The organism is Nocardioides thalensis (assembly GCF_013410655.1).
Lineage (GTDB): Bacteria > Actinomycetota > Actinomycetes > Propionibacteriales > Nocardioidaceae > Nocardioides > Nocardioides thalensis.
On the sequence record NZ_JACCFP010000001.1, the window covers coordinates 2,231,720 to 2,255,006 of the forward strand.

The 23,287-nt window shown below is 72.1% G+C and carries 24 protein-coding genes; 2 read left to right on the forward strand and 22 right to left on the reverse strand.

Annotated elements, in window-relative coordinates; all coding sequences use genetic code 11:
• The first annotated feature begins 36 nt into the window (after positions 1 to 36).
• Complete coding sequence (locus HNR19_RS10965; RefSeq protein ID WP_179667957.1) at positions 37 to 594, forward strand: dihydrofolate reductase family protein; 558 nt, start codon at positions 37 to 39, stop codon at positions 592 to 594.
• A gap of 25 nt (positions 595 to 619) precedes the next feature.
• Here HNR19_RS10965 and HNR19_RS10970 read toward each other — a convergent pair whose 3' ends face one another.
• The gene (locus HNR19_RS10970; protein ID WP_179667958.1) at positions 620 to 1,030 is read right to left on the reverse strand and encodes a hypothetical protein; all 411 of its coding nucleotides are present in this window, start codon (positions 1,028 to 1,030) and stop codon (positions 620 to 622) included.
• 110 nt (positions 1,031 to 1,140) lie between these two features.
• Here HNR19_RS10970 and HNR19_RS23525 point away from each other — a divergent pair, with 110 nt between their 5' ends.
• Entirely contained in the window at positions 1,141 to 2,604 is a 1,464-nt protein-coding gene (locus HNR19_RS23525; RefSeq protein ID WP_179667959.1) for a phospholipase D-like domain-containing protein, read from the forward strand.
• 7 nt (positions 2,605 to 2,611) lie between these two features.
• Here the strand turns inward: HNR19_RS23525 and HNR19_RS10980 are convergent, their stop codons facing one another.
• From HNR19_RS10980 to pyrG, 21 genes are all read right to left on the reverse strand, one after another.
• A complete protein-coding gene (locus tag HNR19_RS10980; protein ID WP_343047149.1) occupies positions 2,612 to 3,475 on the reverse strand; it encodes an LLM class flavin-dependent oxidoreductase in 864 nt (287 codons plus the stop codon).
• A gap of 8 nt (positions 3,476 to 3,483) precedes the next feature.
• The gene (locus tag HNR19_RS10985; protein ID WP_179667960.1) at positions 3,484 to 4,380 is read right to left on the reverse strand and encodes a phenylalanine 4-monooxygenase; all 897 of its coding nucleotides are present in this window, start codon (positions 4,378 to 4,380) and stop codon (positions 3,484 to 3,486) included.
• 111 nt (positions 4,381 to 4,491) lie between these two features.
• Positions 4,492 to 5,079 (reverse strand): hypothetical protein, encoded by a 588-nt coding sequence (locus HNR19_RS10990; RefSeq protein ID WP_179667961.1) that lies wholly within the window; start codon positions 5,077 to 5,079, stop codon positions 4,492 to 4,494.
• Positions 5,080 to 5,095: 16 nt separating this feature from the next.
• Entirely contained in the window at positions 5,096 to 6,715 is a 1,620-nt protein-coding gene (locus HNR19_RS10995; protein WP_179667962.1) for a DNA polymerase Y family protein, read from the reverse strand.
• A gap of 2 nt (positions 6,716 to 6,717) precedes the next feature.
• Positions 6,718 to 7,326: a hypothetical protein gene (locus HNR19_RS11000; protein WP_179667963.1), complete on the reverse strand. Its 609-nt coding sequence runs from the start codon at positions 7,324 to 7,326 to the stop codon at positions 6,718 to 6,720.
• A gap of 70 nt (positions 7,327 to 7,396) precedes the next feature.
• Positions 7,397 to 8,746: a ribosome biogenesis GTPase Der gene (der, locus tag HNR19_RS11005; RefSeq protein WP_179667964.1), complete on the reverse strand. Its 1,350-nt coding sequence runs from the start codon at positions 8,744 to 8,746 to the stop codon at positions 7,397 to 7,399.
• Positions 8,746 to 9,480 carry a 1-acyl-sn-glycerol-3-phosphate acyltransferase gene (locus tag HNR19_RS11010; RefSeq protein WP_179667965.1) on the reverse strand — a complete coding sequence of 245 codons (735 nt, stop codon included), beginning with the start codon at positions 9,478 to 9,480 and terminating at the stop codon, positions 8,746 to 8,748. Before HNR19_RS11010 ends, der begins: the two co-directional genes overlap by 1 nt.
• On the reverse strand, positions 9,477 to 10,157 hold the full coding sequence (cmk, locus tag HNR19_RS11015) for a (d)CMP kinase (protein WP_425490663.1): 681 nt from the start codon (positions 10,155 to 10,157) through the stop codon (positions 9,477 to 9,479). Before cmk ends, HNR19_RS11010 begins: the two co-directional genes overlap by 4 nt.
• Before the next feature lie 11 nt (positions 10,158 to 10,168).
• Positions 10,169 to 11,239 (reverse strand): prephenate dehydrogenase, encoded by a 1,071-nt coding sequence (locus HNR19_RS11020; RefSeq protein WP_179667966.1) that lies wholly within the window; start codon positions 11,237 to 11,239, stop codon positions 10,169 to 10,171.
• A 26-nt stretch (positions 11,240 to 11,265) separates the two neighbouring features.
• Positions 11,266 to 11,667, reverse strand: coding sequence for a VOC family protein (locus HNR19_RS11025; protein ID WP_179667967.1), 402 nt, complete (start codon positions 11,665 to 11,667; stop codon positions 11,266 to 11,268).
• A complete protein-coding gene (locus HNR19_RS11030) occupies positions 11,664 to 12,473 on the reverse strand; it encodes a helix-turn-helix domain-containing protein (protein WP_179667968.1) in 810 nt (269 codons plus the stop codon). Before HNR19_RS11030 ends, HNR19_RS11025 begins: the two co-directional genes overlap by 4 nt.
• Positions 12,474 to 12,513: 40 nt before the next feature.
• A complete protein-coding gene (locus HNR19_RS11035) occupies positions 12,514 to 13,266 on the reverse strand; it encodes a pseudouridine synthase (protein WP_179667969.1) in 753 nt (250 codons plus the stop codon).
• Entirely contained in the window at positions 13,263 to 13,925 is a 663-nt protein-coding gene (gene scpB, locus HNR19_RS11040) for an SMC-Scp complex subunit ScpB (RefSeq protein ID WP_179667970.1), read from the reverse strand. The genes HNR19_RS11035 and scpB overlap by 4 nt, the downstream gene beginning before the upstream one ends.
• The gene (locus HNR19_RS11045) at positions 13,918 to 14,784 is read right to left on the reverse strand and encodes a segregation and condensation protein A (RefSeq protein ID WP_425490664.1); all 867 of its coding nucleotides are present in this window, start codon (positions 14,782 to 14,784) and stop codon (positions 13,918 to 13,920) included. Before HNR19_RS11045 ends, scpB begins: the two co-directional genes overlap by 8 nt.
• A 4-nt stretch (positions 14,785 to 14,788) precedes the next feature.
• Positions 14,789 to 15,160: a hypothetical protein gene (locus HNR19_RS11050; RefSeq protein ID WP_179667971.1), complete on the reverse strand. Its 372-nt coding sequence runs from the start codon at positions 15,158 to 15,160 to the stop codon at positions 14,789 to 14,791.
• Positions 15,145 to 16,131 carry a ParA family protein gene (locus HNR19_RS11055; RefSeq protein ID WP_179667972.1) on the reverse strand — a complete coding sequence of 329 codons (987 nt, stop codon included), beginning with the start codon at positions 16,129 to 16,131 and terminating at the stop codon, positions 15,145 to 15,147. Before HNR19_RS11055 ends, HNR19_RS11050 begins: the two co-directional genes overlap by 16 nt.
• Before the next feature lie 195 nt (positions 16,132 to 16,326).
• On the reverse strand, positions 16,327 to 16,866 hold the full coding sequence (locus tag HNR19_RS11060) for a hypothetical protein (protein WP_179667973.1): 540 nt from the start codon (positions 16,864 to 16,866) through the stop codon (positions 16,327 to 16,329).
• Positions 16,867 to 16,952: 86 nt separating this feature from the next.
• Entirely contained in the window at positions 16,953 to 19,496 is a 2,544-nt protein-coding gene (locus HNR19_RS11065) for a DEAD/DEAH box helicase (RefSeq protein ID WP_179667974.1), read from the reverse strand.
• Positions 19,489 to 20,415, reverse strand: coding sequence for a site-specific tyrosine recombinase XerD (gene xerD / locus HNR19_RS11070; protein ID WP_425490732.1), 927 nt, complete (start codon positions 20,413 to 20,415; stop codon positions 19,489 to 19,491). The genes HNR19_RS11065 and xerD overlap by 8 nt, the downstream gene beginning before the upstream one ends.
• Positions 20,415 to 21,530, reverse strand: coding sequence for an alanine dehydrogenase (ald, locus tag HNR19_RS11075; protein WP_179667975.1), 1,116 nt, complete (start codon positions 21,528 to 21,530; stop codon positions 20,415 to 20,417). The genes xerD and ald overlap by 1 nt, the downstream gene beginning before the upstream one ends.
• 37 nt (positions 21,531 to 21,567) lie before the next feature.
• Positions 21,568 to 23,283: a CTP synthase gene (gene pyrG / locus HNR19_RS11080; RefSeq protein WP_179670210.1), complete on the reverse strand. Its 1,716-nt coding sequence runs from the start codon at positions 23,281 to 23,283 to the stop codon at positions 21,568 to 21,570.
• Between the last annotated feature and the right edge of the window lie 4 nt (positions 23,284 to 23,287).

A 23,287-nucleotide genomic window follows, 5' to 3' on the forward strand; every position in this document is an offset into this window, starting at 1 on the left:
TGGCGATCGCCTTCCCGCCGGTGGTAGACCGGAGTGATGCGTCGCTTGCTGCTCACCGAGAACATCACGGCCGACGGCCGGATCGAGATGCTCGACGACTGGTTCGACCCGTCGCCGGAGGGCGAGATCCAGGACTGGCTCGACGCGATGGACCGCCTGGGTGCGTCGTCGGACGCGGTCCTGCTGGGCCGGCAGACGTTCGAGGACTTCCGCGGCTACTGGCCCGACCACACCGACGAGCCCGCGGGTGCCTACCTCGACCGGGTGCAGAAGTACGTCGTCTCGACGACGATGACCGATCCGGGGTGGCACAACTCGACGATCCTCTCCGGCGACCCGATCGAGGAGGTACGGCGGCTCAAGGACGCCGACGGCGACGACATCAGCCTGACCGGGAGCATCACGCTCGCTCACGCCGTGCTGGCTGCCGGGCTGGTCGACGAGATCCGTCTGCTGGTCTTCCCCGCCGTTCAGGGACGCGGGCGAGGACTGGTCGCCGACGGCACGGTGTTCCCGCGGCTCGAGCTGCTGGAGTCGCAGACGTTCCGGTCCGGGGTCGTGCTGCTTCGCTACGAGGTCACGCAGGCACGCTGACAGAACGCCTCCGCGGCCGGCGTACTCACTGCTCCGGCAGCGCCTCCGGGTCGTCCTGAGCCTCCGCCTGCCGCGCCTGCGCGTGCACCCGGCCGCCGACCACGCGGGTGAACACCACGCTGACGACCAGGCCGCCCACCACGGCACATCCCGCGACCGTCCCGATCAGGGCCGTGCTCTCGCTGCTCTTGAGGACCAGGCCCATCAGGTAGAGCAGCAGCCCGACCGTGAGCAGCAGGAACCCGATCCGCTTCTCGGCGAGCAGCTTGGCGTGGGTGGAGAGCTCATCGGGCTCGCCGAGCGCCGCGCCCTCCTCCCCGATCTCGTCGCGCAGCTCGACGATCGACTCCGCGTTGTGCGCGTGCGCGAGCACGCCCGCCCCGACCAGGTCCAGCGCGACGCCGCTGACGAGCAGCACCTCCGTCACGAGTGCCACGCGACGCCTCCCTCCCGGCGCGGATCCGTCGCAGCCGTGCCCTCGCAGTACCCCACCCCGCTCGCCCCAGTCTCTTGGCCGACACCCTCCAGTCCTGAGAATCTGGCCGGGTGAGCGACTGGTTCCTCCCCGCCACCGAGCGGCCGTGGACCTCGGGGAACCTCGTCATCCCGCACGTCCACGGGGCGACCTACTTCGAGCGCCTGGTGGAGGCCATCGAGGCCACGACCGCGGAGGACCGGATCTTCCTCACCGACTGGCGCGGCGACTCCGACGAGCGCCTGACCGCCGACGGCCCCACGGTGGGCGAGCTGCTGACCGCGGCAGGCAAGCGCGGCGTCGAGGTGCGCGCCCTGCTGTGGCGCTCGCACTCCGACAAGGGCCACCTCAACGCCCAGGAGAACGAGCACCTCGGCACCCTCATCAACGAGAGCGGCGGCGAGGCCATCCTCGACGAGCGGGTGCGCCGCGGCGGGTCCCACCACCAGAAGCTCTTCGTCGTACGGCGGAAGGGCCGGCCTGCCGAGGACGCGGCGTTCATCGGCGGCATCGACCTCTGCCACGGGCGCCGGGACGACGCGGACCACCGTGGTGACCCGCAGGCGCCGCCCCTGGACAAGAGGTACGGCGACACGCCTCCGTGGCACGACGCGATGGTCGAGATCCGCGGACCGGCCGTGTCCCACGTCCTCGACACCTTCGCGGAGCGGTGGGACGACCCGACGCCCGTCGACCACCGCAACCCCTACCGCGCGCTCAGGCACCGGCTCGAGCACATGCCGCGGCACCCCGAGGACCTCCCCCAGCGGTGGGACCCGCCTCCCGAGGCGGGCCCGCACCAGGTGCAGCTCCTCCGGACCTACCCGAGCAAGCGCCCGCCGTACCCCTTCGCGCCGGAGGGCGAGCGGTCGGTCGCGCGGGCCTACTCCCGGGCGTTCGAGCGCGCCGAGCGGCTGGTCTACATCGAGGACCAGTACTTCTGGTCCGACGTCGTCGCCACCACGCTCGCCGATGCGCTGCGCAGCAAGCCGCTCCTCCACGTGATCGCCGTGGTGCCGCGCTATCCCGAGGAGGACAACCGGGTGAGCGGCCCGCCGATGATCTACGGGCAGCGCCTCGCCTGGGAGATGCTGCACGCGGCGGGCGGTGACCGGTTCGCGATGTTCGACCTCGAGAACGCTGCCAGCACGCCCATCTACGTGCACGCGAAGGTCTGCGTGGTCGACGACGAGTGGATGACCGTCGGGTCCGACAACCTCAACCTCCGGTCCTGGACCCACGACTCCGAGCTGACGTGCGCGATCGTCGACACCGACGGCGAGCTCCCCCGCCGGCTGCGCACGTCGCTGTGGGCCGAGCACCTCGGCCTCCCCGAGGACGACCCGCGCCTCACCGACGTCGCGGGCGCCCTGCGACTGTGGACCGAGCGTTCCCGTGCGCAGCAGGGGCGGGCGCGACCGCACGTCCCGGACAGGTTGCCAGCGCGCACGCGGGCGTGGGCGCGGCCGGCGTACCGGTTCCTCTACGACCCCGACGGGCGGCCGAGGCGGCTGCGCGGCACGACGGAGTTCTGACGGATCGTCAGGCGCCGGTGGTGCGGGTCGCGATCTCCTCGAAGACGCTCATGTCGGCGTCCCACTCGGAGCCCGGTCGTGGCCAGTGGATCGCGACGTCGGTGATGCCGGCCTCCGCGTAGCGCCCGGCGAGGTCGTCGAACGCGTCGGGCGACTCCAGCCACGGCTCCTCGGTGAAGCCGGTCAGCAGCAGCCGCGGCACCCGGGTGAAGTCGCGGCCCGCGTCGGCGTAGCGCTGGCCCACCTTCGCGACCTGGGCGGTCACCTCGGCGAGCGGCTGGTCGGTCTGCGGGTTGGCGATCCAGCCCTGGCCGTGGCGCGCCGCAAGAGCCATCCCGCGCGGGCCGTTGCCGGCGATCCAGAACGGTGGCCGGTGCTGGACGAGGCCGGGCGCGATGGTCACCTCGCGCGCCGACCAGTACGCACCGGAGAGCGAGACGGTCTTCTCGGTGAGCATCGCGTCGAGGTGGGTCACCCACTCCGCGAACCGGTCGGCCCGCTCCTTCGGCGTCCACTCAATCCCGAGCACGTCGCCGTCGGACTCGTGCTTCTCCCCACCCGCACCGATGCCGAGCGTCAGCCGGCCCCCGGAGATGCGGTCAATCGTTCGCACCGCCGACGCGGTCGGGATCGGCGTGCGGAAGTTGGGCGAGGTGACGAGCGTGCCGAGCCGGATCGACGACGTGATCGCCGCTCCCGCGGCCAGGCTCGCGTAGGCGTCGTCCCATGGCGAGTGCCCCCGCCACGCCAGGTGGTCGTAGAGCCACGCGCCCGCGAATCCCAGCTCCTCGGCCCGCTTCCAGGTCTCGGCCATCTCCGGCCAGGGGTTGATCGGCCAGAGAATGACGTGGAGGTTCACGCTTCGGGTCACACGGGCATTCAAGCCGAGGCCGCCGACGACACGCCCAGCCGTCCCGGGGTGTCGTCGTCGCAGCTCGCGAAGAACGCGCCGACGTCGTTGATCAGGTGGTCGAACGACTCCGCCGCGAACAGCACCGGCTGGTAGTGCGTGATGTCGTAGTCGATCGTCGCCATCGCGGCGAAGTCGATCGGCCGGATCTGCATCCCGCGGAACTCCTCGATCTCGCCGTACGACGAGAGGATGCCGGCGCCGTACGCGCGCAGCTCCCCGCCCTCGTGGAGGACACCGAACTCGACGGTGAACCAGAAGACGTCGGCGACCACCTGGAGCCCGGCCTTGGTCTCGCAGCGCCGGGCGGCCGCGCCGGCGAGCCGGTTGAGCTCGGCCATCTGCGGGTCGGCCAGCAGGTTGCCGTGGCCGATCACCTCGTGGATCAGGTCGGGCTCGGGCGTGTAGAGGGGTACGGCGTGGTGGCGCAGGTACTGCGTGGAGTGGAACACGCCGTCCTCGAGCGAACCGTAGAACTCCTCCAGCGGCACGATCCCGGCGGCGGGGACATAGGAGAAGCCGGTCAGCGCCTGGAGCCCGGTGGTCACCTCGTCGAGCTGCGGGACCCGGTCGCGCGGCAGGTCGAGCGCGCGTACGGCGTCGCGGTAGGCGCGGCACGCGTACTTCTCGTGCAACGGGGCGATGTGCTCGCAGACCGTGCGCCACACCTCGTGCTCGGTCTCGGTGTAGTCGATGCGCGGCACCGGCTGGCCCGGCGACCAGCTCATCGAGACCGCGGCGATCTCGTTGCGCCGGGCGCGGTAGTCGGGGTCGTTGACGCCCGGGTGGTCGTCGCCGAGGTGCACCGTCACGGTGCCGTCGTCGGCGGTCGTCACCGGAGAGTAGAGCTGGCCTTCCTCGAACATCTCGTCCTCCCGCTAGTGCTCCCGAGTGACGGACGTCACCGGTGCTTCCACGCTACGTCGGACGAATATCTCCGGCAAGTTGGCGCGCCCGCCGGAAATCCTTGGAGTCGCTCAGTCCTTCAGGAGGCGGGCGATCTCGTCGAGCACGCCCTTGCGGCGCTTGCCGGAGGTCTCGACGGTCCTGACCTTGCGGAGGTCGGCGGGGGTGAGCCCGGCGAGCTTCGGCTTGAGCTGAGCGACGGTCAGGTCGTCGTAGCCGGCGATGGGGTCGGCGGCGGTCGTCGACGACGGAGACGGCTTGGCCGCGGCAGGCTTGGCCGCGGCAGGCTTGCGCGCAGCGGGCTTGCTCGGCGTCTTCGGCGTTTTCGCACCCACCAGCTTGGGGGCGGCCTTGACCGTCTCGACGACCTTGCTCGCCGTGGCCATGACCGGGGCCAGGCCGGCCTCGAGCCCGGCGCCGAGCGTCTTGCGGGTCTCGGAGCTGACGGTGTCGAGCACGGCCAGCAGAGCGGCCGAGTAGTCCTTGCTGCTGGCGAGCAGCCGGTTCAGCAGGCGGTCGGCCTCGGCGCGGCTGAGGGTGCCGCGCGTGACGAGCTCGTCGACGATCTCCTGCACCTTGACGCGCTGGATGGTCAGGCTGTGCTCGAGCGCGCCCTGGAGGGCCTTCAGGTTCTTCGTGACAGGAGCGGTGTCCACCATGGATCGAGGGTAGACCTCAGTCGTAGCCCGCCTCTACCTCCCAGCCCGTCGCCCGCCAGCGCATCAGCCAGGCACGCCCGTCGACCCCGACGACCTGGAACCGGGCCGACCGGCCGTGCTCGGCATCGGGCTCAGCGGCCAGCCACCAGCCCTCGTCGACCGGCCACGGCCCGGCCCAGGAGGCGACCGGCTGCCACGGGAGGTCGGGCCGTGCGCCCCGGGCGCGGAACCGCCACGGCTCCCCCGTCACCACCCCGCGTTCAGTCACCGCCACCGGCCTACCGCTCTCGTCGACGACCTCGGCGGCGGGCGGCGACGAGAACACCCGGGCGGGCGCTGGCCCCGGGATCCGGCCCGGCCACGGCTGCTCCAGCGGGCGCAGGCCGACTGCCCGCTCGCCCCACGGCACCATCGCCTGCCGGTCGCGCGCGCCGCGCCCGCCCTGCAGCACGGGCACTCGTACGGCGTCGTAGCCGACCATCGCCTGCACCCGGGCGACGCCGCGGACGACGGCCTCGTCGGCACCGCCGCCCCACAGCCCGTCGGCGTGGTCGCCGGCCGGCTCCACCGTGTCGGGCAGGAAGCGGATCCGCTCGACCGGGGCGCCGATCGTGCCGGCGTCCTTGCGGCTCCGCAGGCCCGACGTCGGCATGCCTGCCTGGAGCTGCCAGTGCACCCGGTCGACCAGGTCGCGGGAGGTGAAGCAGCGCGGGTGCAGCCAGGTGCGCGCCGAGGTGACCACGCCGTCGCACTCGGCCTCGATGCGCACCGAGGTCGCGACCAGCTGCCGGTCGGCGAGTCCCGCGACGAACCGCTCGGCGGTGGTGCGCACGCTGAACGTGACGGCCTCGGCGGACTCCAGCGGCGGCTCGAACGCGATCTCGCAGGTGAGCTCCGGCGGCGGCGTCCGCGACGCGAGCCGCTCCTCGGCGCGGCCGGTAACCCGGCGGTGCACCAGGGCGCCGTACGAGCCGAACCGGTCGGTCATCTCCGCAGCGCTGAGCCGGGCGAGGTCGCCGAGGGTGGGCAGGCCGAGGCGCCGCAGCAGGTCGGCGAGGTCGCGCCCCTGCTGGCCGTCGTCGGCCAGGACGCCCACCGGGAGCGGCGCCAGGAAGGCGGGCGCCCCGCCCCTCTCGACGACCACGCAGCCCTGGGGCAGGGCCTGCTTGCTCGCCTGCTCGGCGGTGAACAGGTCGTCGGCGACCCCGAACCTGCAGTCCCACACGCCCGCCCCGACGAGCACCTCCGCGAGCAGCGCGGCGGCCGCCTCCTCACCGCTCACCCCGCCGCTGGCGAAGTAGCGGCCGGGAGCGGGCAGCGCCAGCAGCCCGGGCCGGATCGGCGCGACGCCCGGCCGGTGCTCCTCGACCATGGTCAGCACCGGCTCGAACGACCGGGCGTCGCGATCGGGGTTGGCCGGGAGCAGGAGCAGCTCGGGGCAGCGCGCCTGCGCGTCACGACGGCGTTGCCCGCGGCGTACGCCCTCGGCGCGGGCCGGCCCGTTGCAGACCTCGACCACGTTGTTGGCGAGCACCGCGGCCGGGGCACCGGGCTCGACCGCGGCGCCGCCCTCGGCGGCCTCGGCGAGGGCCGCGACCACCGGCCAGTCCGGGCACCAGACGACGAGCGTGCGCATCGCTAGACCGGGAACAGGAGGTCGGCACGCCTCGGCGGCCGCCCTCCCTGGCGTACGGCGACGCGGACCTGCCGCTCGCGGAGCCGGCCGTGGCCACGGTCGGTGCCGGTCCAGAGCGTGGCCTCGGTCGACAGCGCTGCTTCGCAGCGCGGCCACGGACCGAGACTGACGAGAACCGCCGAACGTGACCTGAGCCTTGCCTCGATGATCGACGCGGACTTCGCGTCGACGGTGCCCGTCGGCGCCAGAACGACGACGCGCAGCACGTCGACGAGGGCGGCGGTCACCTCCAGCCAGTGCTCGCCGGGCTCGGGCACCAGCACCGTGCGCGCGAGGTCGATGCCCCACTGGTCGGCCGCCTCGGCGCCGAAGTCGGGCCAGCCGGCGAAGCCGACCCACTCCCCTGCCGCTGACGCGCCGGCTGCCATCGCCAGCGCCAGCGAGGCGGAGTCGACGGCATAGCTGGCTCCGGCGCGCAGCTGCACCAGCCCCTTGAGCACCGGGTGGACCGGCACCGACAGCCGCGCCGGACCGCCCTCGAGGTGGCGGATCTTCTCGCGCAGGCCTTCGACCACCGCCAGGGGCGACACGTCGACGGGCTGCGCACTCACCCGTCCATGATCGAACAGATGTTCGATCAATTCAAGCCGGCCTCATCCCCGGCCGAGGTCGACCGGCGGGCTACCTCTTGCGTTTCTCCCGCGGGCGGACGTTGAGCACGATCGGCGTACCGGCGAAGCCGAACTCCTCGCGCAGCCGCCGCTCCACGAACCGTTCGTAGCCCTGGTCGAGCTTGCCCGAGGTGAACAGCACGAACGTGGGCGGCGAGGTCTGGGCCTGGGTGCCGAACAGGATCTTCGGCTGCTTGCCACTGCGCACCGGGTGCGGGTGCTCGGCGACGATCCGGCCGAGGAACGCGTTGAGCGCGCCGGTCGAGACCCGGGTCTCCCAGCCCTCGAGCGCCTTGTCGAGCGCGGGCACCAGCCGGTCGATGTGCCAGCCGGTGCGGGCGGTGATGTTGACCCGCGGGGCCCACTGCACCTGCACCAGGTCACGCTCGATCTCGCGGTCGAGGTAGTAGCGCCGCTCGTCGTCGACGAGGTCCCACTTGTTGAAGGCGATGACGAGCGCCTTGCCGGCCTCGCGCACCTCCTGGAGGATCCGCATGTCCTGCTCGGCGATCGACTGCGACGAGTCGAGCACCAGCACGCACAGCTCGGCGCGCTCGATCGCGGTCGAGGTGCGCAGCCAGGCGTAGTACTCGTGCCCGGAGGCCTCCTTGACCCGCTTGCGGATGCCGGCGGTGTCGATGAACCGCCAGGTGCGCCCGCCGAGGTCGACCAGCTCGTCGACCGGGTCGACGGTGGTGCCGGCGACGTTGTCGACGACGACCCGCTCCTCGCCGGCCAGCTTGTTGAGCAGCGAGGACTTGCCCACGTTGGGGCGACCGACGATCGCGATCCGGCGCGGGCCGCCGAGCTCCTGCTCCCGCTCGGGCGGCGGCTCCGGCAGCGCCTTCAGCACCGCGTCGAGCAGGTCGCCCGAGCCGCGGCCGTGCAGGGCGGAGACCGGGAACGGCTCGCCCAGCCCGAGGTTCCACAGCCCGTAGGCCTCGGCCTCGGCGCGCTCGTCGTCGACCTTGTTGGCCGCGAGGATGACCGGCTTGCCGGACTTGCGCAGGATCTTGACGACCGCCTCGTCGGCGTCGGTGATGCCGACCGTCGCGTCGACGACGAACAGCGTCGCGTCGGCCAGGCCGATCGCGATCTCGGCCTGGGCGGCGATCCGCTCGGCCATGCCGCGCGCGTCGGGATCCCAGCCGCCGGTGTCGACGACGGTGAACGCACGGCCGTTCCACACGGCGTCGTAGGAGACCCGGTCGCGGGTGACGCCCGGGATGTCCTCGACGACCGCCTCACGGCGGCCGAGGATGCGGTTGACCAGCGTCGACTTGCCGACGTTGGGCCGACCGATCACCGCCAGCACCGGCACCGGGCCGGTGGTCGTCGGTTCGAGCTCAGCGTCAGTCATCAGGGTCCTTCGTCGGGGTCGAGTGCCGGGTCGTTCGTGGGGAGCGGGCCGGGAAGAGCCCGGCCGGTCTCCGCCAGTGCGGCCTGGATGCCGGCAAGCATCCGTCGGTGCAGGTCGAGGGTCGCCTTCTCGACGAGAGCGGGTGTCCGCGGCCACGGTACGGCGTCGATGCGCACCGGGTCGCCGACCACCATGTGGATCCGGGCGCCCTTCTTCGGCAACGATCCGCTGCTGCCGCCTGATTCCCGGCTGCCGATGAACGTGAGCGGAAGCACGGGGGCGCCGGTCACGAGGGCGAGGTACGCCGCGCCGCGGTGGTAGGTGTCGAGCTCCCCGTTGCCGCGGGTGCCCTCCGGGAACACGCCGACCACCCGGCCGTCGCGCAGCGTCCGGAGCGCCACCTTCACCGCGAGCGGGTCGGAGCGGAACCGGTCGAGCGGGATCTGGCCCACGGCCGAGAGGAAGCGGCCGAGGAGGCCCTTGAACATCTCGATCTTGGTCCACGCGTGCACCGGCCGCGGCGCGAAGATCGCGAGCAGCGGGCCGTCGATGACGCCGATGTGGTTGGCCGCGACGATGACCGGCCCGTCGGCGGGGAACCGCTCCGCGTGGAGCACGCGGACGTCGTACCTCCGCCGGATGACCAAGCGCCCGAACCACCGGAAGCGGTAGAGCCAGAAGGTCGCCGGGGACCGGACGCCGTCGGTGCGCGGCCGGTCGGCGTGGGTGGTCACACCCGCTCCGCCACCAGACCGGCCACCAGGTCGATCACCTCGTCCAGGGTCAGGTCCGTGCTGTCGACGTGGACGGCACCGTCGGCCATCGTCAGCGGTGCGACCGCGCGACCGGAGTCGATGCGGTCGCGGTTGAGCAGGGAGGCCTCGGTGGCGGCGATCCGCTCGGCGTCGGTCGAGCCGCTCTCGAGCGCGCGCCGGGTCGCCCGGGCGGCGGGGTCGGCGGTCAGGTAGACCTTGAGCTCGGCGTCGGGCCACACGACCGAGCCGATGTCGCGGCCCTCGACCACGATGCCGCCCTCGCCGATGATCTCCCGCTGGAGCGTGACCAGCCGCTCACGGACGGCGGGAACCGTGCTCACCGGGGACACGGCGGCGTTGACCTCGTCGCTGCGGATCTCCACCGAGACGTCGGCGCCGTCGACGGAGATCGTCGGCGCGAGCGGGTCGGTGCCGGAGACGAGGGTGGGCTTCTCGGCGTACGCCGCGACCGCCTCGGTGTCGTGGACGTCGACGCCGTGCTGGAGCATCCACCAGGTCATCGCGCGGTACATCGCGCCGGTGTCGAGGTAGCGCAGGCCGAGCCGGTCGGCCACGCCCCGGCAGGTGCTGGACTTGCCGGAACCCGACGTACCGTCGACGGCCACCACGATCGAGCCCATGCCACCTGCGTTCACGGGCAGCAATCCTATCGGTGGGAGTCCCAACCCCTCGATTCCAAGGCGTCCCTGAGCACGTCGGCGCTCTCGGCCGCGACGTCGAGCTCGACCAGGCCGACCGGGCGCCCCGGGTCGTGGTCGATGCGCACGTCCTCGATGTTGACGCCGATCTCGCCGACGTCGCCGAACAGCCGCGCCAGCTCGCCCGGGTGGTCGGGCAGGGCGACGTGGACGGCCGCGGTCGGCCGCGGCGGTCCGCCGTGCTTGCCCGGGATCGCCAGGGTGCCGGTCACCCCGTGCATCAGGAGGGACTCGAGCTCGACCCGGCGTCCGCTCTCGAGCGCCTCCAGCGCGAGGTCCAGGCGTTGGCGGATCTCGCCCAGCACGTCGATCACCGCGTGCTTGTTGCCGCCGATGATCTGGCTGTAGAGCACCGGGTCTCCCCCGGCGATGCGGGTCACGTCGCGCACGCCCTGCCCGGAGAGCGCGAGGTGCTCCGGCGCCGCGCCGGTCAGCGTACCGGCGACGAGCGCGGCGAGCAGGTGCGGCACGTGCGACGTCCGGGCGACGGCGCGGTCGTGCTCGGCCGGGCTCAACCGCACCGGCACCGCGCCGCAGACCTCCACCAGGCGCTCGACAGCGCGCTCGGCATCGGAGGCGGCGTCACTGCCTGGACAGATCGCCCACGGGCGGCCGTCGAACAGGCTGGCCGACGCGGCCAGCGGCCCCGAGCGCTCGCTGCCGGCCATCGGGTGGCTGCCGACGTAGCGGCTCAGCCGGGGGTGTCCCGCCACGGCCTCGAGCGGCGCGGTCTTCACGCTGCCGACGTCGGTGACCACGGTCTGCGGCCCGGCCGCGTCGAGCGCGGCGCGGATCGCCTCGCCCAGGTGGTCCGGAGGCACGGCGACGACCACCAGCCGGGGCTCGTCGCTCTCGGTGCGGGCGCGGCCCGCGCCCAGCCCGGACGCGGTGCGCACGTGGCCGTGCTCGGCGTCGGAGAGCAGCACCTCGACGCCGGCACGGCGGCAGGCGAGCGCGACCGACGTACCGATCAGGCCGGTGCCGACGACCTCGACCGGCTCGATGCCCTGCTGAGTCACGGGAGACAGGCTAGTGGCGCGGGGTCTCAGGCTCCCGGCTGGTAGGACCCGAAGGACCAGTGGTTGCCCTCGGCGTCGAGGACGCTGCCGCCGCGGCCGCCGTAGCCCTCGTCCCTCAGCTCGCGCTGGACGGTCGCTCCCGCCTCGACGGCGCGGGCGAAGGCGCCGTCGGGGTCAGCGGTGACCAGGTAGATCGCCGACCCGCCGGCGTTGCGCACGATCCCGGTCGTGTCGGCGCCGAACATGATCCCGCCACCCTCGGGCCACAGCCACTCGGCGTGGACGACGGTGCCGTCGTCGTCGCGGAACGTCGCGTGCTCGGTGAAGCCGACGGCGCGGAGCCACGCCATCGCCGCCTCGGCGTCACGGAAGGACAGGGCGGGCCACATGCGTACGGCGGCCGCGGTGGTCGAGGTGTCGTCAGTCATGAGTCCGAGCCTGCGTCGTCGCCGGGCCCGACGTCTTGAACGAACGGGAACTCCTCGCGCAGCCACGTGGTCGGCGAGCACCCCGCGAGCTCGGTCCACTCGCGGCTCAGGTGGGCCTGGTCGGAGTAGCCGCACCGGGCGGCCACCTCCGCGAGGGGCCGGTGGCCGAGCAGCGCTCGCGCCTCCTCGAACCGGCCGAGTCGTCGGTAGCCGACAGGCGTGAGGCCGCACTCCGCGCGCACCAGGGTCGAGAGCCGGCGCCGGCTGTAGCCGACCTCGTCGGCCACCGCCTCGACCCGCGCTCCGTGGGTGAGGGCCGCGAGCGCGTGCGCGACCTCGCGTCGTACGCCGGACGCGTCCCTGCGCAGCAGTGACAGCAGGGCCCGGTCGACCAGCGCGACGCGGGCCGGCCAGGTCGCGGCGTCGTGGACGCGGGCGGGGAGGTCGGCCAGCTCCGGGACCGCCTCTTCGAGATCGGTGAGGGCGCCGGCGAGCTCCCCCGCGGGCAGGCCGAGGAGCGCGCGGGCACCGGCGACGGTGAGCGCGAGCTGGATGCCGCGCTGGACACCGTCGTGGTGGACGGCCGCCGGCGCGACGTGGAGGCCCGAGAGCGACGACCACGCGGCGTGCTGGTCGTCCGCGCCGGCCCAGCCCACCCGCAGCCGTTCGTCGACCGGCAGGACGAACGCCAGCGTCGTCGACGGCAGCCCCCGGTGCACACCCGGCCGGCCGAAGTCGACGTCGTAGGCGACGCGGCTCGCGACGTAGGGCCGCAGGGCGGCCGGCACCGGCGGTGCGTGGTACACGCCGACCACGGTAGCCGCGGTCACCGACGGCGCCGGGGACCTAGAGACCGACCAGCTCCAGCAGGTCGCCGAGCTCGGCGTCGGTGAGGTCGCGCATCGCGCCGACCGGGAGCTTGCCGAGCACGACCGGCCCGAACTGGGTGCGGGTCAGCACCTTGACCGGGTGCCCGACGTGGTCGAGCAGCCGTCGCACGATCCGGTTGCGGCCCTCGTGGATGACCAGCTCGACGATCGTGCGATCAGCGGCGGTGTCGACGACGCGGGCGCGGCGTACCTGCACCGGGCCGTCGTCGAGGGTCACGCCGGCGAGCAGGTCGGCGATCGTCCCCTTCGAGACACGGCCGGCGACCTCGGCGACGTAGGTCTTCTCCACCTCGAACGACGGGTGCGCCATCCGGTGGGCGAAGTCGCCGTCGTTGGTGAGCAGCAGCAGGCCGGAGGTGTCGGTGTCGAGGCGGCCGACGTGGAACAGCCGCTCCGGGCGGTCGGCGACCAGTGAGGAGAGGTCCTTGCGGCCCTGCTCGTCGGCCATCGAGGAGACCACGCCGCGCGGCTTGTTGAGCACCAGGTAGGCGTGGTCGCTGATCGGCGGCAGCCGCTTGCCGGACACCTTGATCACCGCGGTGCGCGGGTCGACCTTGGTGCCGAGGCGGGTGATGACCTCGCCGTCGACCTCGACCTCGCCCTCGAGCATCAGCTCCTCGCACTTGCGACGGGAGGCGACGCCCGACTGGGCCAGCAGCTTCTGGAGCCGGACCAGGCCTTCGTCGTCGGTGTCGATCTGGCGGGTCACTGCTCGCCTTCGGCGGGGGAAGCGGGAGCCGGCATCGCTTCGCTCGCCGGCTCCGTGCTTGCGTCGCTTGCCGCCGCCTCAGCCAGCTCCTCCTCCATGTCGGCCATCTCCGGGAGGTACGGCGCCAGCTCCGGCAGCTCGTCGAGGGAGACGATGCCGATGCGCTCCAGGAAGTACGACGTGGTGCGGTAGAGCGTGGCGCCGTGCTCGCCGTCCTGGCCGGCCTCCTCGACCAGGCCGCGGTTGAGCAGCGTGCGCATCACGCCGTCGACGTTGACGCCGCGGACCGCGGACACCCGAGCCCGGGAGACCGGCTGCTGGTAGGCGACGACGGCGAGGGTCTCGAGCGCGGCCTGGGTGAGCCGGGCCTGCTGCCCCTCGAGGACGAAGGACTCGACGACGGGCGCGTACTCCTCGCGGGTGTAGAACCGCCAGCCACCGGCGACGTTGCGCAGCTCGAAGCCGCGTCCCTGCTCGTCGTACTCCCCTGCCAGCGCCGCCAGCGCGTCGGTGACCTCACCGGGCGGGTAGCCGACCGTGGTGGCCAGGGTGAGCTCGTCGAGCGGCTGGTCGGCGACCATCAGCACCGCCTCCAGGGCGGGGCGGAGGTCGGCGAGGGGTACGGCGAGGGTCTCGTCCTCGGTGGTCTGGTCAGTCATCTGCTTCCTCCGGGAGCATGTCCGCCCCCTCGAACTCGTCGATGGCGTCGATGTCGGTCTCGTCGTTGCCCGTCCACCGCACGCTCAGCTCCCCGAGCGCGGTGACCTGGTCGAACGCCACGGCGCCCTCGCGGTAGAGCTCGAGCAGGGACAGGAACCGCGCCACCCGGGTGAGGGTGTCGGTCGCGTCGCCGCAGAGCGCGCGGAACGTCAGGGTTCCGCTGCGCTGCAGCCGCTCCATCACGATCGCGGCCTGCTCGCGCACGCTGACCGCCGGCGCGTGGATGTGGTGCAGGGTGAGCTCGGCCTCGGGCTTGGGGGCCAGCGCCTTCGCCGCCAGCTCGGCGAACTGGTCGAGGCCGATGCCGATGAGGACCTCCGGCAGCAGCCCGGCGTACCGCTCGTCGAGCCCCACCGACCGGGGATAGCGCCGCGCCTCGGCCTGGAGCCGCTCGTCGAGCACGGACGAGACCAGCTTGTAGGCCTTGTACTGGAGCAGTCGCGCGAACAGCAGGTCGCGCGCCTCGAGCAGCGCGAGGTCCTCCTCGTCCTCGACGTCGCCCTGCGGGAGCAGGCGTGCCGCCTTCAGGTCGAGCAGGGTCGCCGCGACCAGCAGGAACGAGGTGGTCTCCTCGAGGTCCTGATCGGGCAGGCGCTTGATGTGGGCGATGAACTCGTCGGTGACCTGCGACAGCGCGATCTCGGTGACGTCGAGCTTGTGCTTGGAGATCAGGCTGAGCAGCAGGTCGAAGGGGCCCTCGAAGTTGTCGAGGCGCACCGCGAAGCCGGTGCCCGGCTCGGTCGCGGCGTCCCCCTCGGTCATCACCCCGCCATCATCGGGCATGCCGTCTTCGGTCACTGCATCAGGCTCGAAGGCGCCTGACCAGCGCGGAGTCCTCCCCGTGGGCCTCGAACTCCTCGAGCACCAGGTGGAGGGCCTCACGGACGAGCCGGCCGCGATCGACCGCGAGGCCGTGCTCGGCCCGCAGCCGCAACCGCGTCTGCTCGATGGCGAGCAGCTCGTCGGCGGTGACGTAGACCGTCATCTTCTCGTCGTGGCGGATCCGCCCGCTGGCACCCTTGGGCGCCGGGGCGGCCTTCGTCGCGCGGGACTTCTTCGCCGGTGCGTCGGCGGGCGCGTCCTCGGGGCTGTCGGGTACGGCGCGGACCGCCGGCTTGTCGGAGGTGGGCCGGAACAGGTCGTCGGCCGCCGGCAGGCTCACGCGTCGAGGCACCGCAGTGCCACCTCCTTGGCGAGCTGCCGGTAGGCGCCGGCGCCGGTCGACCCGGAGGCGTACGACGTGATCGGCTCGCCGGCCACGGTGGAGTCGGAGAACTTCACGGTGCGACGGATGACGGTGTGGAACACCTTGTCGCCCCACGCCTGCACGAGCCGCTCGAGCACCTCGCGGCCGTGCAGGGTGCGGCCGTCGTACATCGTGCCGAGGACGCCGTCGACCTCGAGGGCCGGGTTGAGCCGCGCCTTCACCTTGTCGATCGTCGTCTTGAGCAGGGCGACGCCGCGCAGCGCGAAGTACTCGCACTCCAGCGGCACGATCACGCCGTGCGAGGCGGTGAGCGCGTTGACCGTCAGCAGGCCGAGCGAGGGCTGGCAGTCGATGAGGATGACGTCGTACTCCGCGATCGCCGGGGCGAGCACGCGCTGGAGCGTCTGCTCGCGGGCGACCTCGTGCACGAGCTGCACCTCGGCGGCGGAGAGATCGATGTTGGAGGGCAGCAGGTCCATGCCGGGCACGCCCGAGGGCACGACGACCTCGTCGAGCCGGGTCTCGGGGTCCATCAGCAGGTTGTAGACCGTCAGGTCCATCTCGTGCGGGTTGAGCCCGAGGCCGACCGACAGCGATCCCTGCGGGTCGAAGTCGACGAGGAGCACCTTTCGGCCGTACTCGGCGAGCGAGGCGCCCAGGTTGATGGTCGTCGTCGTCTTGCCGACGCCGCCCTTCTGGTTGCACATCGAGATCACGCGCGCGTTGCCGTGGGTGGCGACCGGCTTGGGGTCGGGCAGGAACGGCATCGGCCGCCCGGTGGGGCCGATCTCGGTCTCCTTGGTCTGCACGGCAGCGCGCGTGCCCTCCGCGGGAGCCGGCTCCCGCTCGGGCAGCGGGAACTGGAGCGGTTCCTCGGTGCGCGGGGTGGTCACGTCGTCCCCGTACGACGGCTGCGGGATGCTTGCCCGCGGCGGCATGTCAGGAGCACTCGATCCTCCGGAAAACGAGCCGAATCCACCGACCATTGCGTCCTCACCTCACGTCGACTGGGTTGGAGGCCGCTTCCCCACGGCCCCGGACTCCTCCATCCAACAATGTCGACACGGCGACATTGCGGACGCGGGCCGCGACACGCGGGGAAGCGACTCTCCGACCGGGCCGGTCGTGACCGGTCAGGCCTGGTCGATGCAGAGCAGGACGACGCTGAAGTTGTCGGCCAGCCCGTTCTTGTGGATCCGGGCGGTCCAGCCGTTGGTCGTGCCCGGCGTCGGGAAGCTCTCCACCATGTCGCTGGTGCCGTTGACGTTGGCCGGTCCGCCCGAGAGCAGTACGTCGCCGGGGTCGCAGGACACCGAGATGATGAAGGTCCCGTCACCGTGGTCGGTACCGGCCGCGATCGTGCTCTCCTTCTTGTAGACGGACGCGTCGAGGAAGTCGCTCGGCGACTTGCCGCCGACGGTCGAGGCGTCGGGCACGGTCGTGAGCGTCGACTCCTCGACGTCCGACCCGGTGAGGCTGTCGTCGGTGACGTCGGACCCCCGGAGGCTGCCGTCGCGGACGTCGATGCTCTTCACCGTGCCGTTGACGATGTCGTCGCTGAACACGGTGTTGTGCCCGGCCAGCGCGTAGGCGCTGCCCGTCGTGAGCACGAAGAACAGGGCGAGGAACCCGACCCACTGGCGGCCCAGGCTCTTGAAGGCGTTGGTGAACATGGTGGTACTCCTTGGCTGGGAGACCTGGTTGGTCTCGTTGCCGGTTGGATGACCACCGGGCGTCGAATGTTCTGGTCCCTTCTGGCTCAGCCGCCCAGCGCACGCATCGCGACCGTCCGCACGACCGCCTCGCCCGCCTCGTCGGAGGCGCCCAGGTCGACCTCGGCCTCGATCACCCAGTCGTGGTGTCCGGCCGGGTCGTGCAGGGTCTGGGTCACCCGCCACACGCCGCCCTCGGGGTTCCGGTCGATGTCGATCAGCGCCGGGCCGCGGGCGTCGGCGTCGGTCAGCACGCGGTCGTGCTCGGCGTAGTACTCCTGCAGGGCGGCGTCCCACTGCGCCTCGGTGAAGTCGGGCTCGTCCTCGAGGGCCGCGAGCGCGGGCACGTCGTCGCGGGCGACCAGCTCGACCCGCCGCCACAGCGCGTTGCGGACCATGACCTCGAAGACGCGGCCCTGCTGGGTGAGCGGCCGCGGCGGCGGGGGCGGTGCTCCCTCGGTGACGATCCGGGAGGCGTGCTCCGGGTCGTTAAGGGCCTCCCACTCGTCGAGCAGCGAGGAGTCGACCTGACGGACGGTCTCCCCCAGCCACTCGATGATCGTCTCGAGGTCCTCGGTCTTGTGCACGGCGGGCACGGTCTGCCGCAGCGCCCGGTAGGCGTCGGTGAGGTAGCGCAGCACCAGCCCCTCGGACCGGGCCACCTGGTAGCGGGAGACCAGGTCGGTGAACCCCATCCCCTGCTCCCACATCTCCCGCACGACGGACTTCGGGGCGAGCGCGTCGGGCGAGAGCCAGGGGTGGCGCTCGCGGTAGGTCTCGTAGAGCGGCTCCAGCAGGTCGAGCAGCGGCTGCGGCCAGGTGACGTCCTCGATCAGGGCCATCCGCTCGTCGTACTCGACCCCGTCGGCCTTGAGCGCCGCGATCGCCTCGCCGCGGGCCGCGTGCTGCTGGGCGTAGAGCAGCGGGCGCGGGGCCTCGAGCACGGCCTCGACGACGGAGAGGACGTCCAGCGTGTACGTCGTCGCCGCTGGGTCGAGCACCTCGAACACCGCGAGCGCGAAGTGCGCCAGCGGCTGGTTGAGCGCGAACTCCTCGGGAAGCGCCTCGGTGAGCACGTACCGGCGGCCGTGCTCGTCGACCTCGTCGAGCCGGGTGAGCACCTCGGAGGCAACCAGGCTCTTGGCCAGCCGCACCGCCCGCTTGGCGAGCTTGAGCTGGCTCTTGCGGTCCTCGTGGTTCTCCGTCATCAACCGGCGCATGACCGGGAACGCGTCCTCCTCGCGGGAGACCACGTTGACGAGCATCGCGTTGTCGACCCTCATCTGCGACTTGAGGGTCTCCGGCTTGCCCTCGACCAGCTTGTCGAAGGTCTGCTCGGTCCAGACGACCGTCCCGGGCGGAGGCTTGCGAAGGTTGGGCTTCGACGCGCGTTTCGCTCGCTTGGCTTCGCTCAACGCGGCGTTCTTCGCCTCGGATCTTGCCTTCGCCTTCTCGTTCTCGATGACGTGCTCGGGCGCCTGGACGACGACGTACCCCGCCGTGTCGAACCCGGCGCGACCCGCCCGGCCGGCGATCTGGAGGAACTCCCGGGTGCGCAGCACCCGCGAGCGCGACCCGTCGAACTTCGCCAGGCCGGTGAAGAGCACCGTCCGGATCGGCACGTTGATGCCGACGCCGAGGGTGTCGGTGCCGCAGATGACGGTGAGCAGGCCCTGCTGCGCCAGCTGCTCCACGAGCCGGCGGTAGCGCGGGAGCATGCCCGCGTGGTGGACGCCGATCCCCCGCCTCAGCAGCTTGGACAGGGTCTTGCCGAAGCCGGCGGCGAACCGCACCTCGGCCAGCTGCTCCTGGATCGCCGCGCGCGCCTCCTTCGCGGCGTCGAACGCCGTCGCGTTGAGCAGGCTGGTCGCCTGCTCGACCGCCGCGGCCTGGGTGAAGTGCACGACGTAGACCGGGCCCTGCCCGGTGGTGACGATCTCCTCGAGCCGCTCCAGCAGGGGGTCGAGCGACCAGGTGAAGGTGAGCGGCACCGGCCGCTCGGCCTCGTCGACGATCGCCGTCTCCCGGCCGTTGCGCGCGGTGATGTCCTCGGCGATGCCGGAGACGTCGCCCAGGGTGGCCGACATGAGCAGGTGCTGGGCCTGCGGCAGCTCGAGCAGCGGCACCTGCCACGCCCAGCCCCGCTGCGGGTCGCCGTAGTAGTGGAACTCGTCCATCACCACGAGCCCGACGTCGGCCTGCGCCCCCTCACGGAGCGCGATGTTGGCGAGCACCTCCGCCGTGCAGCAGATCACCGGCGCGTCCGCGTTGACGGCGACGTCGCCCGTGAGCATCCCGACGTTGTCCGCGCCGAGCGCGGCGCAGAGGTCGAAGAACTTCTCGCTCACCAGCGCCTTGATCGGCGCGGTGTAGAACGACACCCGGTCGTTCGCGAGCGCCGCCATGTGCGCGGCCAGCGCGACCATCGACTTGCCCGAGCCGGTGGGCGTCGCGAGCACCACGTTGTTGCCGGCGAGCAGCTCGAGGATCGCCTCCTCCTGGTGCGGGTAGAGCTCCAGGCCCCGGCTCTCGGCGTACGCGAGGATCCGCTCGTAGGCGAGGTCACCGGGGTCGGTAGTCGCGTCAGACATCGCGGGCTCGGGGATGGGCGGTCGCGAAGACCTCGCGCAGGTTGTCCACGGTGACCAGTGTGTACACCTGGGTGGTGGTGACCGACGCGTGCCCCAGCAGCTCCTGCACCACGCGGACGTCGGCGCCCCCGTCGAGCAGGTGCGTGGCGAACGAGTGGCGCAGCGTGTGCGGCGAGACGTGCTTGGTGACGCCTGCCCGGTCGGCGGCCTTCTGGAGCACCGCCCACGCGGACTGGCGCGAGAGACGGCCGCCGCGGGCGTTGAGGAAGAGGGCGGGGGTGCTGGTGCCGCCGACGAGGTCGGGGCGGGCGCGCACGAGGTACGCCGACAGCGCCTCGCGCGCGTAGGAGCCGACCGGCACGATCCGCTCCTTGCCGCCCTTGCCGTGCAGCCGGACGACGCCTTCGACGTCGTGGATGTCGATGTCGTCCACGTCGAGGGCGGTCGCCTCCGAGATCCGTGCGCCGGTGCCGTAGAGGACCTCGAGCAGCGCGCGGTCGCGCAGGGCCAGCGACGTGCCGGGCGAGCCGGCGGCCCCGAGGATCGCCTCGACGTCGCCCAGCGGCAGTGCCTTCGGCAGGCGCTTGGCCGGAGCCGGGGGCTTCACGCCGGCGGCCGGGTCGGCGTTCGTCATCCCGTCGGAGACGGCGAACTTGTGGAACCCACGGACGGCGACGACCGTCCGCGCTGCCGACGTCGAGCTCAGCGCCGGGTGGTCGGCGTCGCCCTCGCGCAGCCGCACGAGGAACGACGTGACGGTCGCCTCCGAGATGTCGTCGAGCCGCTCGATCCCCTGCTCGGCCAGGAACTCCAGGTAGCGGCGCAGGTCCCGGCGGTAGGACGTGAGCGTGTTGGCGGCGAGCCCCTTCTCGATGCCCAGGTGGTCGAGGTAGGTGCCGACGGCCCGCTGCAGCGGGATCAGGCGAGCACCTCGTCGAGCGCCACGGCGTCGATGCCGACGGCCTCGCCGACGGGGGCGTTGGTCAGCTGTCCGCCGTGGGTGTTGAGCCCGAGCGCGAGCGAGCGGTCGTCGCGGCACGCCTGGGCCCAGCCCTTGTCGGCCAGCGCGACGGCGTAGGGCAGCGTGGCGTTGGTGAGCGCGTAGGTCGAGGTGTTCGGCACCGCGCCGGGCATGTTGGCGACGCAGTAGAAGATCGAGTTGTGCACCGCGTACGTCGGGTCGGCGTGCGTGGTGGCGTGGGTGTCCTCGAAGCAGCCGCCCTGGTCGACGGCGATGTCGACGAGCACCGAGCCGGGCTTCATCTGCGCGACCAGGTCGTTGGACACCAGCTTGGGAGCGGCCGCTCCCGGGATCAGCACCGCGCCGATGACCATGTCGGCCTGCTTGACCTGCTCCTCGATCGCGAGCTTGGAGGAGGCCAGGCCGTGGACCCGGTTGTTGTAGCGCCAGAACGACATCCGCAGCTTGTCGAGGTCGGTGTCGAGCAGGGTCACGTCGGCCCCCATGCCGAGCGCGATGTTGGCCGCGTTCTGGCCCGAGACGCCCGCGCCGATGATGACGACCTTGGCGTTGGCGACGCCGCCGACGCCACCGAGGAGCACGCCCCGGCCGCCCTGGGCCTTGAGCAGCGCGTGGGCCCCGACCTGGGGTGCGAGACAGCCGGCGACCTCCGACATCGGGTAGAGCAGCGGCAGGCCGCCGGAGGGCAGCTGCACGGTCTCGTAGGCGATGCCGGTGACCTTGCGCTTCAGCAGCTCCTCGGTCAGCGGCTTGTCGGCGGCGAGGTGGAGGTAGGTGAAGAGGGTCTGGCCCTCCCGCATCCGGTGGTACTCCTCGGCCACCGGCTCCTTGACCTTGAGGATCATCTCCGCCGTGCTCCACACGGCGTCGGCGTCCGGGAGGATCTTCGCGCCCGCGGCGGCGTACTCCTCGTCGGGCACGGACGACCCGAGACCGGCGCTGGTCTCGATCACGACCTCGTGGCCGTGGGCGACCAACTCGTGCACGCCGATCGGCGTGATCGCTACGCGGTACTCGTGGTTCTTGACTTCCTTCGGCACACCGATGATCACGCCGGAGATCCTATGCCCACGGTGGTGCCGTACGTCACTACTCCGCGTCGACGCGCTCAATCGACACCTGGTCCTGGACCGACTCGTCGATCGGGACCTCGATCGGGAACCGCAGCTCCTTCTGCCGGCTGAGGGCGGCGCCGATCAGCCCGGAGAACAGCGGGTGCGGCCGGGTCGGGCGCGACTTGAGCTCGGGGTGCGCCTGGGTGCCGACGTAGTACGGGTGCACGTCGCGCGGGAGCTCGACGAACTCGACCAGCCCGTTGTCGGGGTTGGTGCCCGAGAAGACCAGGCCGGCGGTCGTGAGCTGCTCGACGTAGTCGTTGTTGACCTCGTAGCGGTGGCGGTGCCGCTCCTCGACCCGGGTGGCGCCGTAGGTCTCCGCGACGACGCTGCCGCGGACTAGGTCCGCGGGCTGCGCGCCCAGGCGCATGGTGCCGCCGAGGTCGCCCGCGCCCTCGACGTAGGACTTCTGCTCCTCGATCGTGGCGATCACCGGCTCGGGCGTGTCGGGGTCGAACTCGGTCGATCCCGCCTTCTCCAGGCCGAGGACGGAGCGGCTGTACTCGATGACCATGCACTGGAGGCCGAGGCACAGCCCGAGCGCCGGGATGCCGTGGGTGCGGGCGTAGGTGAGCGCGCCGAGCTTGCCCTCGAGGCCGCGGATGCCGAACCCACCCGGCACGCAGACCGCGTCGACGTCGGAGAGCTGCTTGGCCGCTCCGGCCGGCGTCTCGCACTCGTCGGACGGGATCCAGCGGATGTTGACCTTCGACTCCTGCGCGAAGCCGCCCGCCTTCAGCGCCTCGGCGACCGAGAGGTAGGCGTCGGGCAGGTCGATGTACTTTCCGACCAGCGCGACGGTGACCTCCTCCTTGGGGTGGTGGACCCGGCGGAGCAGGTCGTCCCACACCGACCAGTCGACGTCGCGGAACGGCAGGTCGAGCTTGCGGACGACGTAGGCGTCGAGGCCCTCGCGGTGCAGCACCTTCGGGATGTCGTAGATCGAGGGCGCGTCGGCGGCGGTCACGACGGCGTCCTCGTCGACGTCGCACATCAGGGCGATCTTCGACTTGATGCCCTGCGGCAGCTCCCGGTCGGCGCGGCAGACGACCGCGTCGGGCTGGAGACCGATCTGGCGGAGCGCGGCGACCGAGTGCTGGGTCGGCTTGGTCTTCAGCTCCTGGGACGGGCCGATGTACGGCACGAGCGAGACGTGGACGAAGAAGACGTTGTCGCGGCCGATGCGCTGGCGCACCTGGCGCGCGGCCTCCAGGAAGGGCAGGGACTCGATGTCACCGACGGTGCCGCCGACCTCGGTGATCACGACGTCGACCTCGGGCCCGTGCATCGCGAGGATCCGGTCGACGATCTCGTTGGTGATGTGGGGGATCACCTGGACCGTCTCGCCGAGGTAGTCGCCGCGGCGCTCCTTGGCGATCACGTTGGAGTAGACCTGACCGGTCGTCACGTTCGCGTGGCCCGACAGGTCGGCGTCGAGGAACCGCTCGTAGTGGCCGATGTCGAGGTCGGTCTCGGCGCCGTCGTTGGTCACGAAGACCTCGCCGTGCTGGAACGGATTCATCGTCCCCGGGTCGACGTTCAGGTAGGGATCGAGCTTCTGCATGGTGACCCGCAGCCCGCGCGACCGGAGCAGCCGGCCGAGGCTCGATGCCGTGAGGCCCTTGCCCAGAGAGGAGGCGACGCCCCCGGTGACGAACAAGTGCTTGGTCGTAGCCGAACCCGGAGCCATCTTC

Excerpts from the sequence above, each read along its gene's own strand:
- HNR19_RS10995 (WP_179667962.1), bottom strand. The coding sequence starts at position 6,715 with ATGCGCACGCTCGTCGTCTGGTGCCCGGACTGGCCGGTGGTCGCGGCC.
- HNR19_RS11055 (WP_179667972.1), bottom strand. The coding sequence starts at position 16,131 with ATGCCGCCGCGGGCAAGCATCCCGCAGCCGTCGTACGGGGACGACGTG.
- HNR19_RS11060 (WP_179667973.1), bottom strand. The coding sequence starts at position 16,866 with ATGTTCACCAACGCCTTCAAGAGCCTGGGCCGCCAGTGGGTCGGGTTC.
- HNR19_RS10990 (WP_179667961.1), bottom strand. The coding sequence starts at position 5,079 with ATGGTGGACACCGCTCCTGTCACGAAGAACCTGAAGGCCCTCCAGGGC.
- HNR19_RS10965 (WP_179667957.1), top strand. The coding sequence starts at position 37 with ATGCGTCGCTTGCTGCTCACCGAGAACATCACGGCCGACGGCCGGATC.
- pyrG (WP_179670210.1), bottom strand. The coding sequence starts at position 23,283 with ATGGCTCCGGGTTCGGCTACGACCAAGCACTTGTTCGTCACCGGGGGC.
- HNR19_RS11065 (WP_179667974.1), bottom strand. The coding sequence starts at position 19,496 with ATGTCTGACGCGACTACCGACCCCGGTGACCTCGCCTACGAGCGGATC.
- der (WP_179667964.1), bottom strand. The coding sequence starts at position 8,746 with ATGACTGACGCTGAGCTCGAACCGACGACCACCGGCCCGGTGCCGGTG.
- HNR19_RS11025 (WP_179667967.1), bottom strand. The coding sequence starts at position 11,667 with ATGACTGACGACACCTCGACCACCGCGGCCGCCGTACGCATGTGGCCC.
- HNR19_RS10985 (WP_179667960.1), bottom strand. The coding sequence starts at position 4,380 with ATGTTCGAGGAAGGCCAGCTCTACTCTCCGGTGACGACCGCCGACGAC.
- scpB (WP_179667970.1), bottom strand. The coding sequence starts at position 13,925 with ATGACTGACCAGACCACCGAGGACGAGACCCTCGCCGTACCCCTCGCC.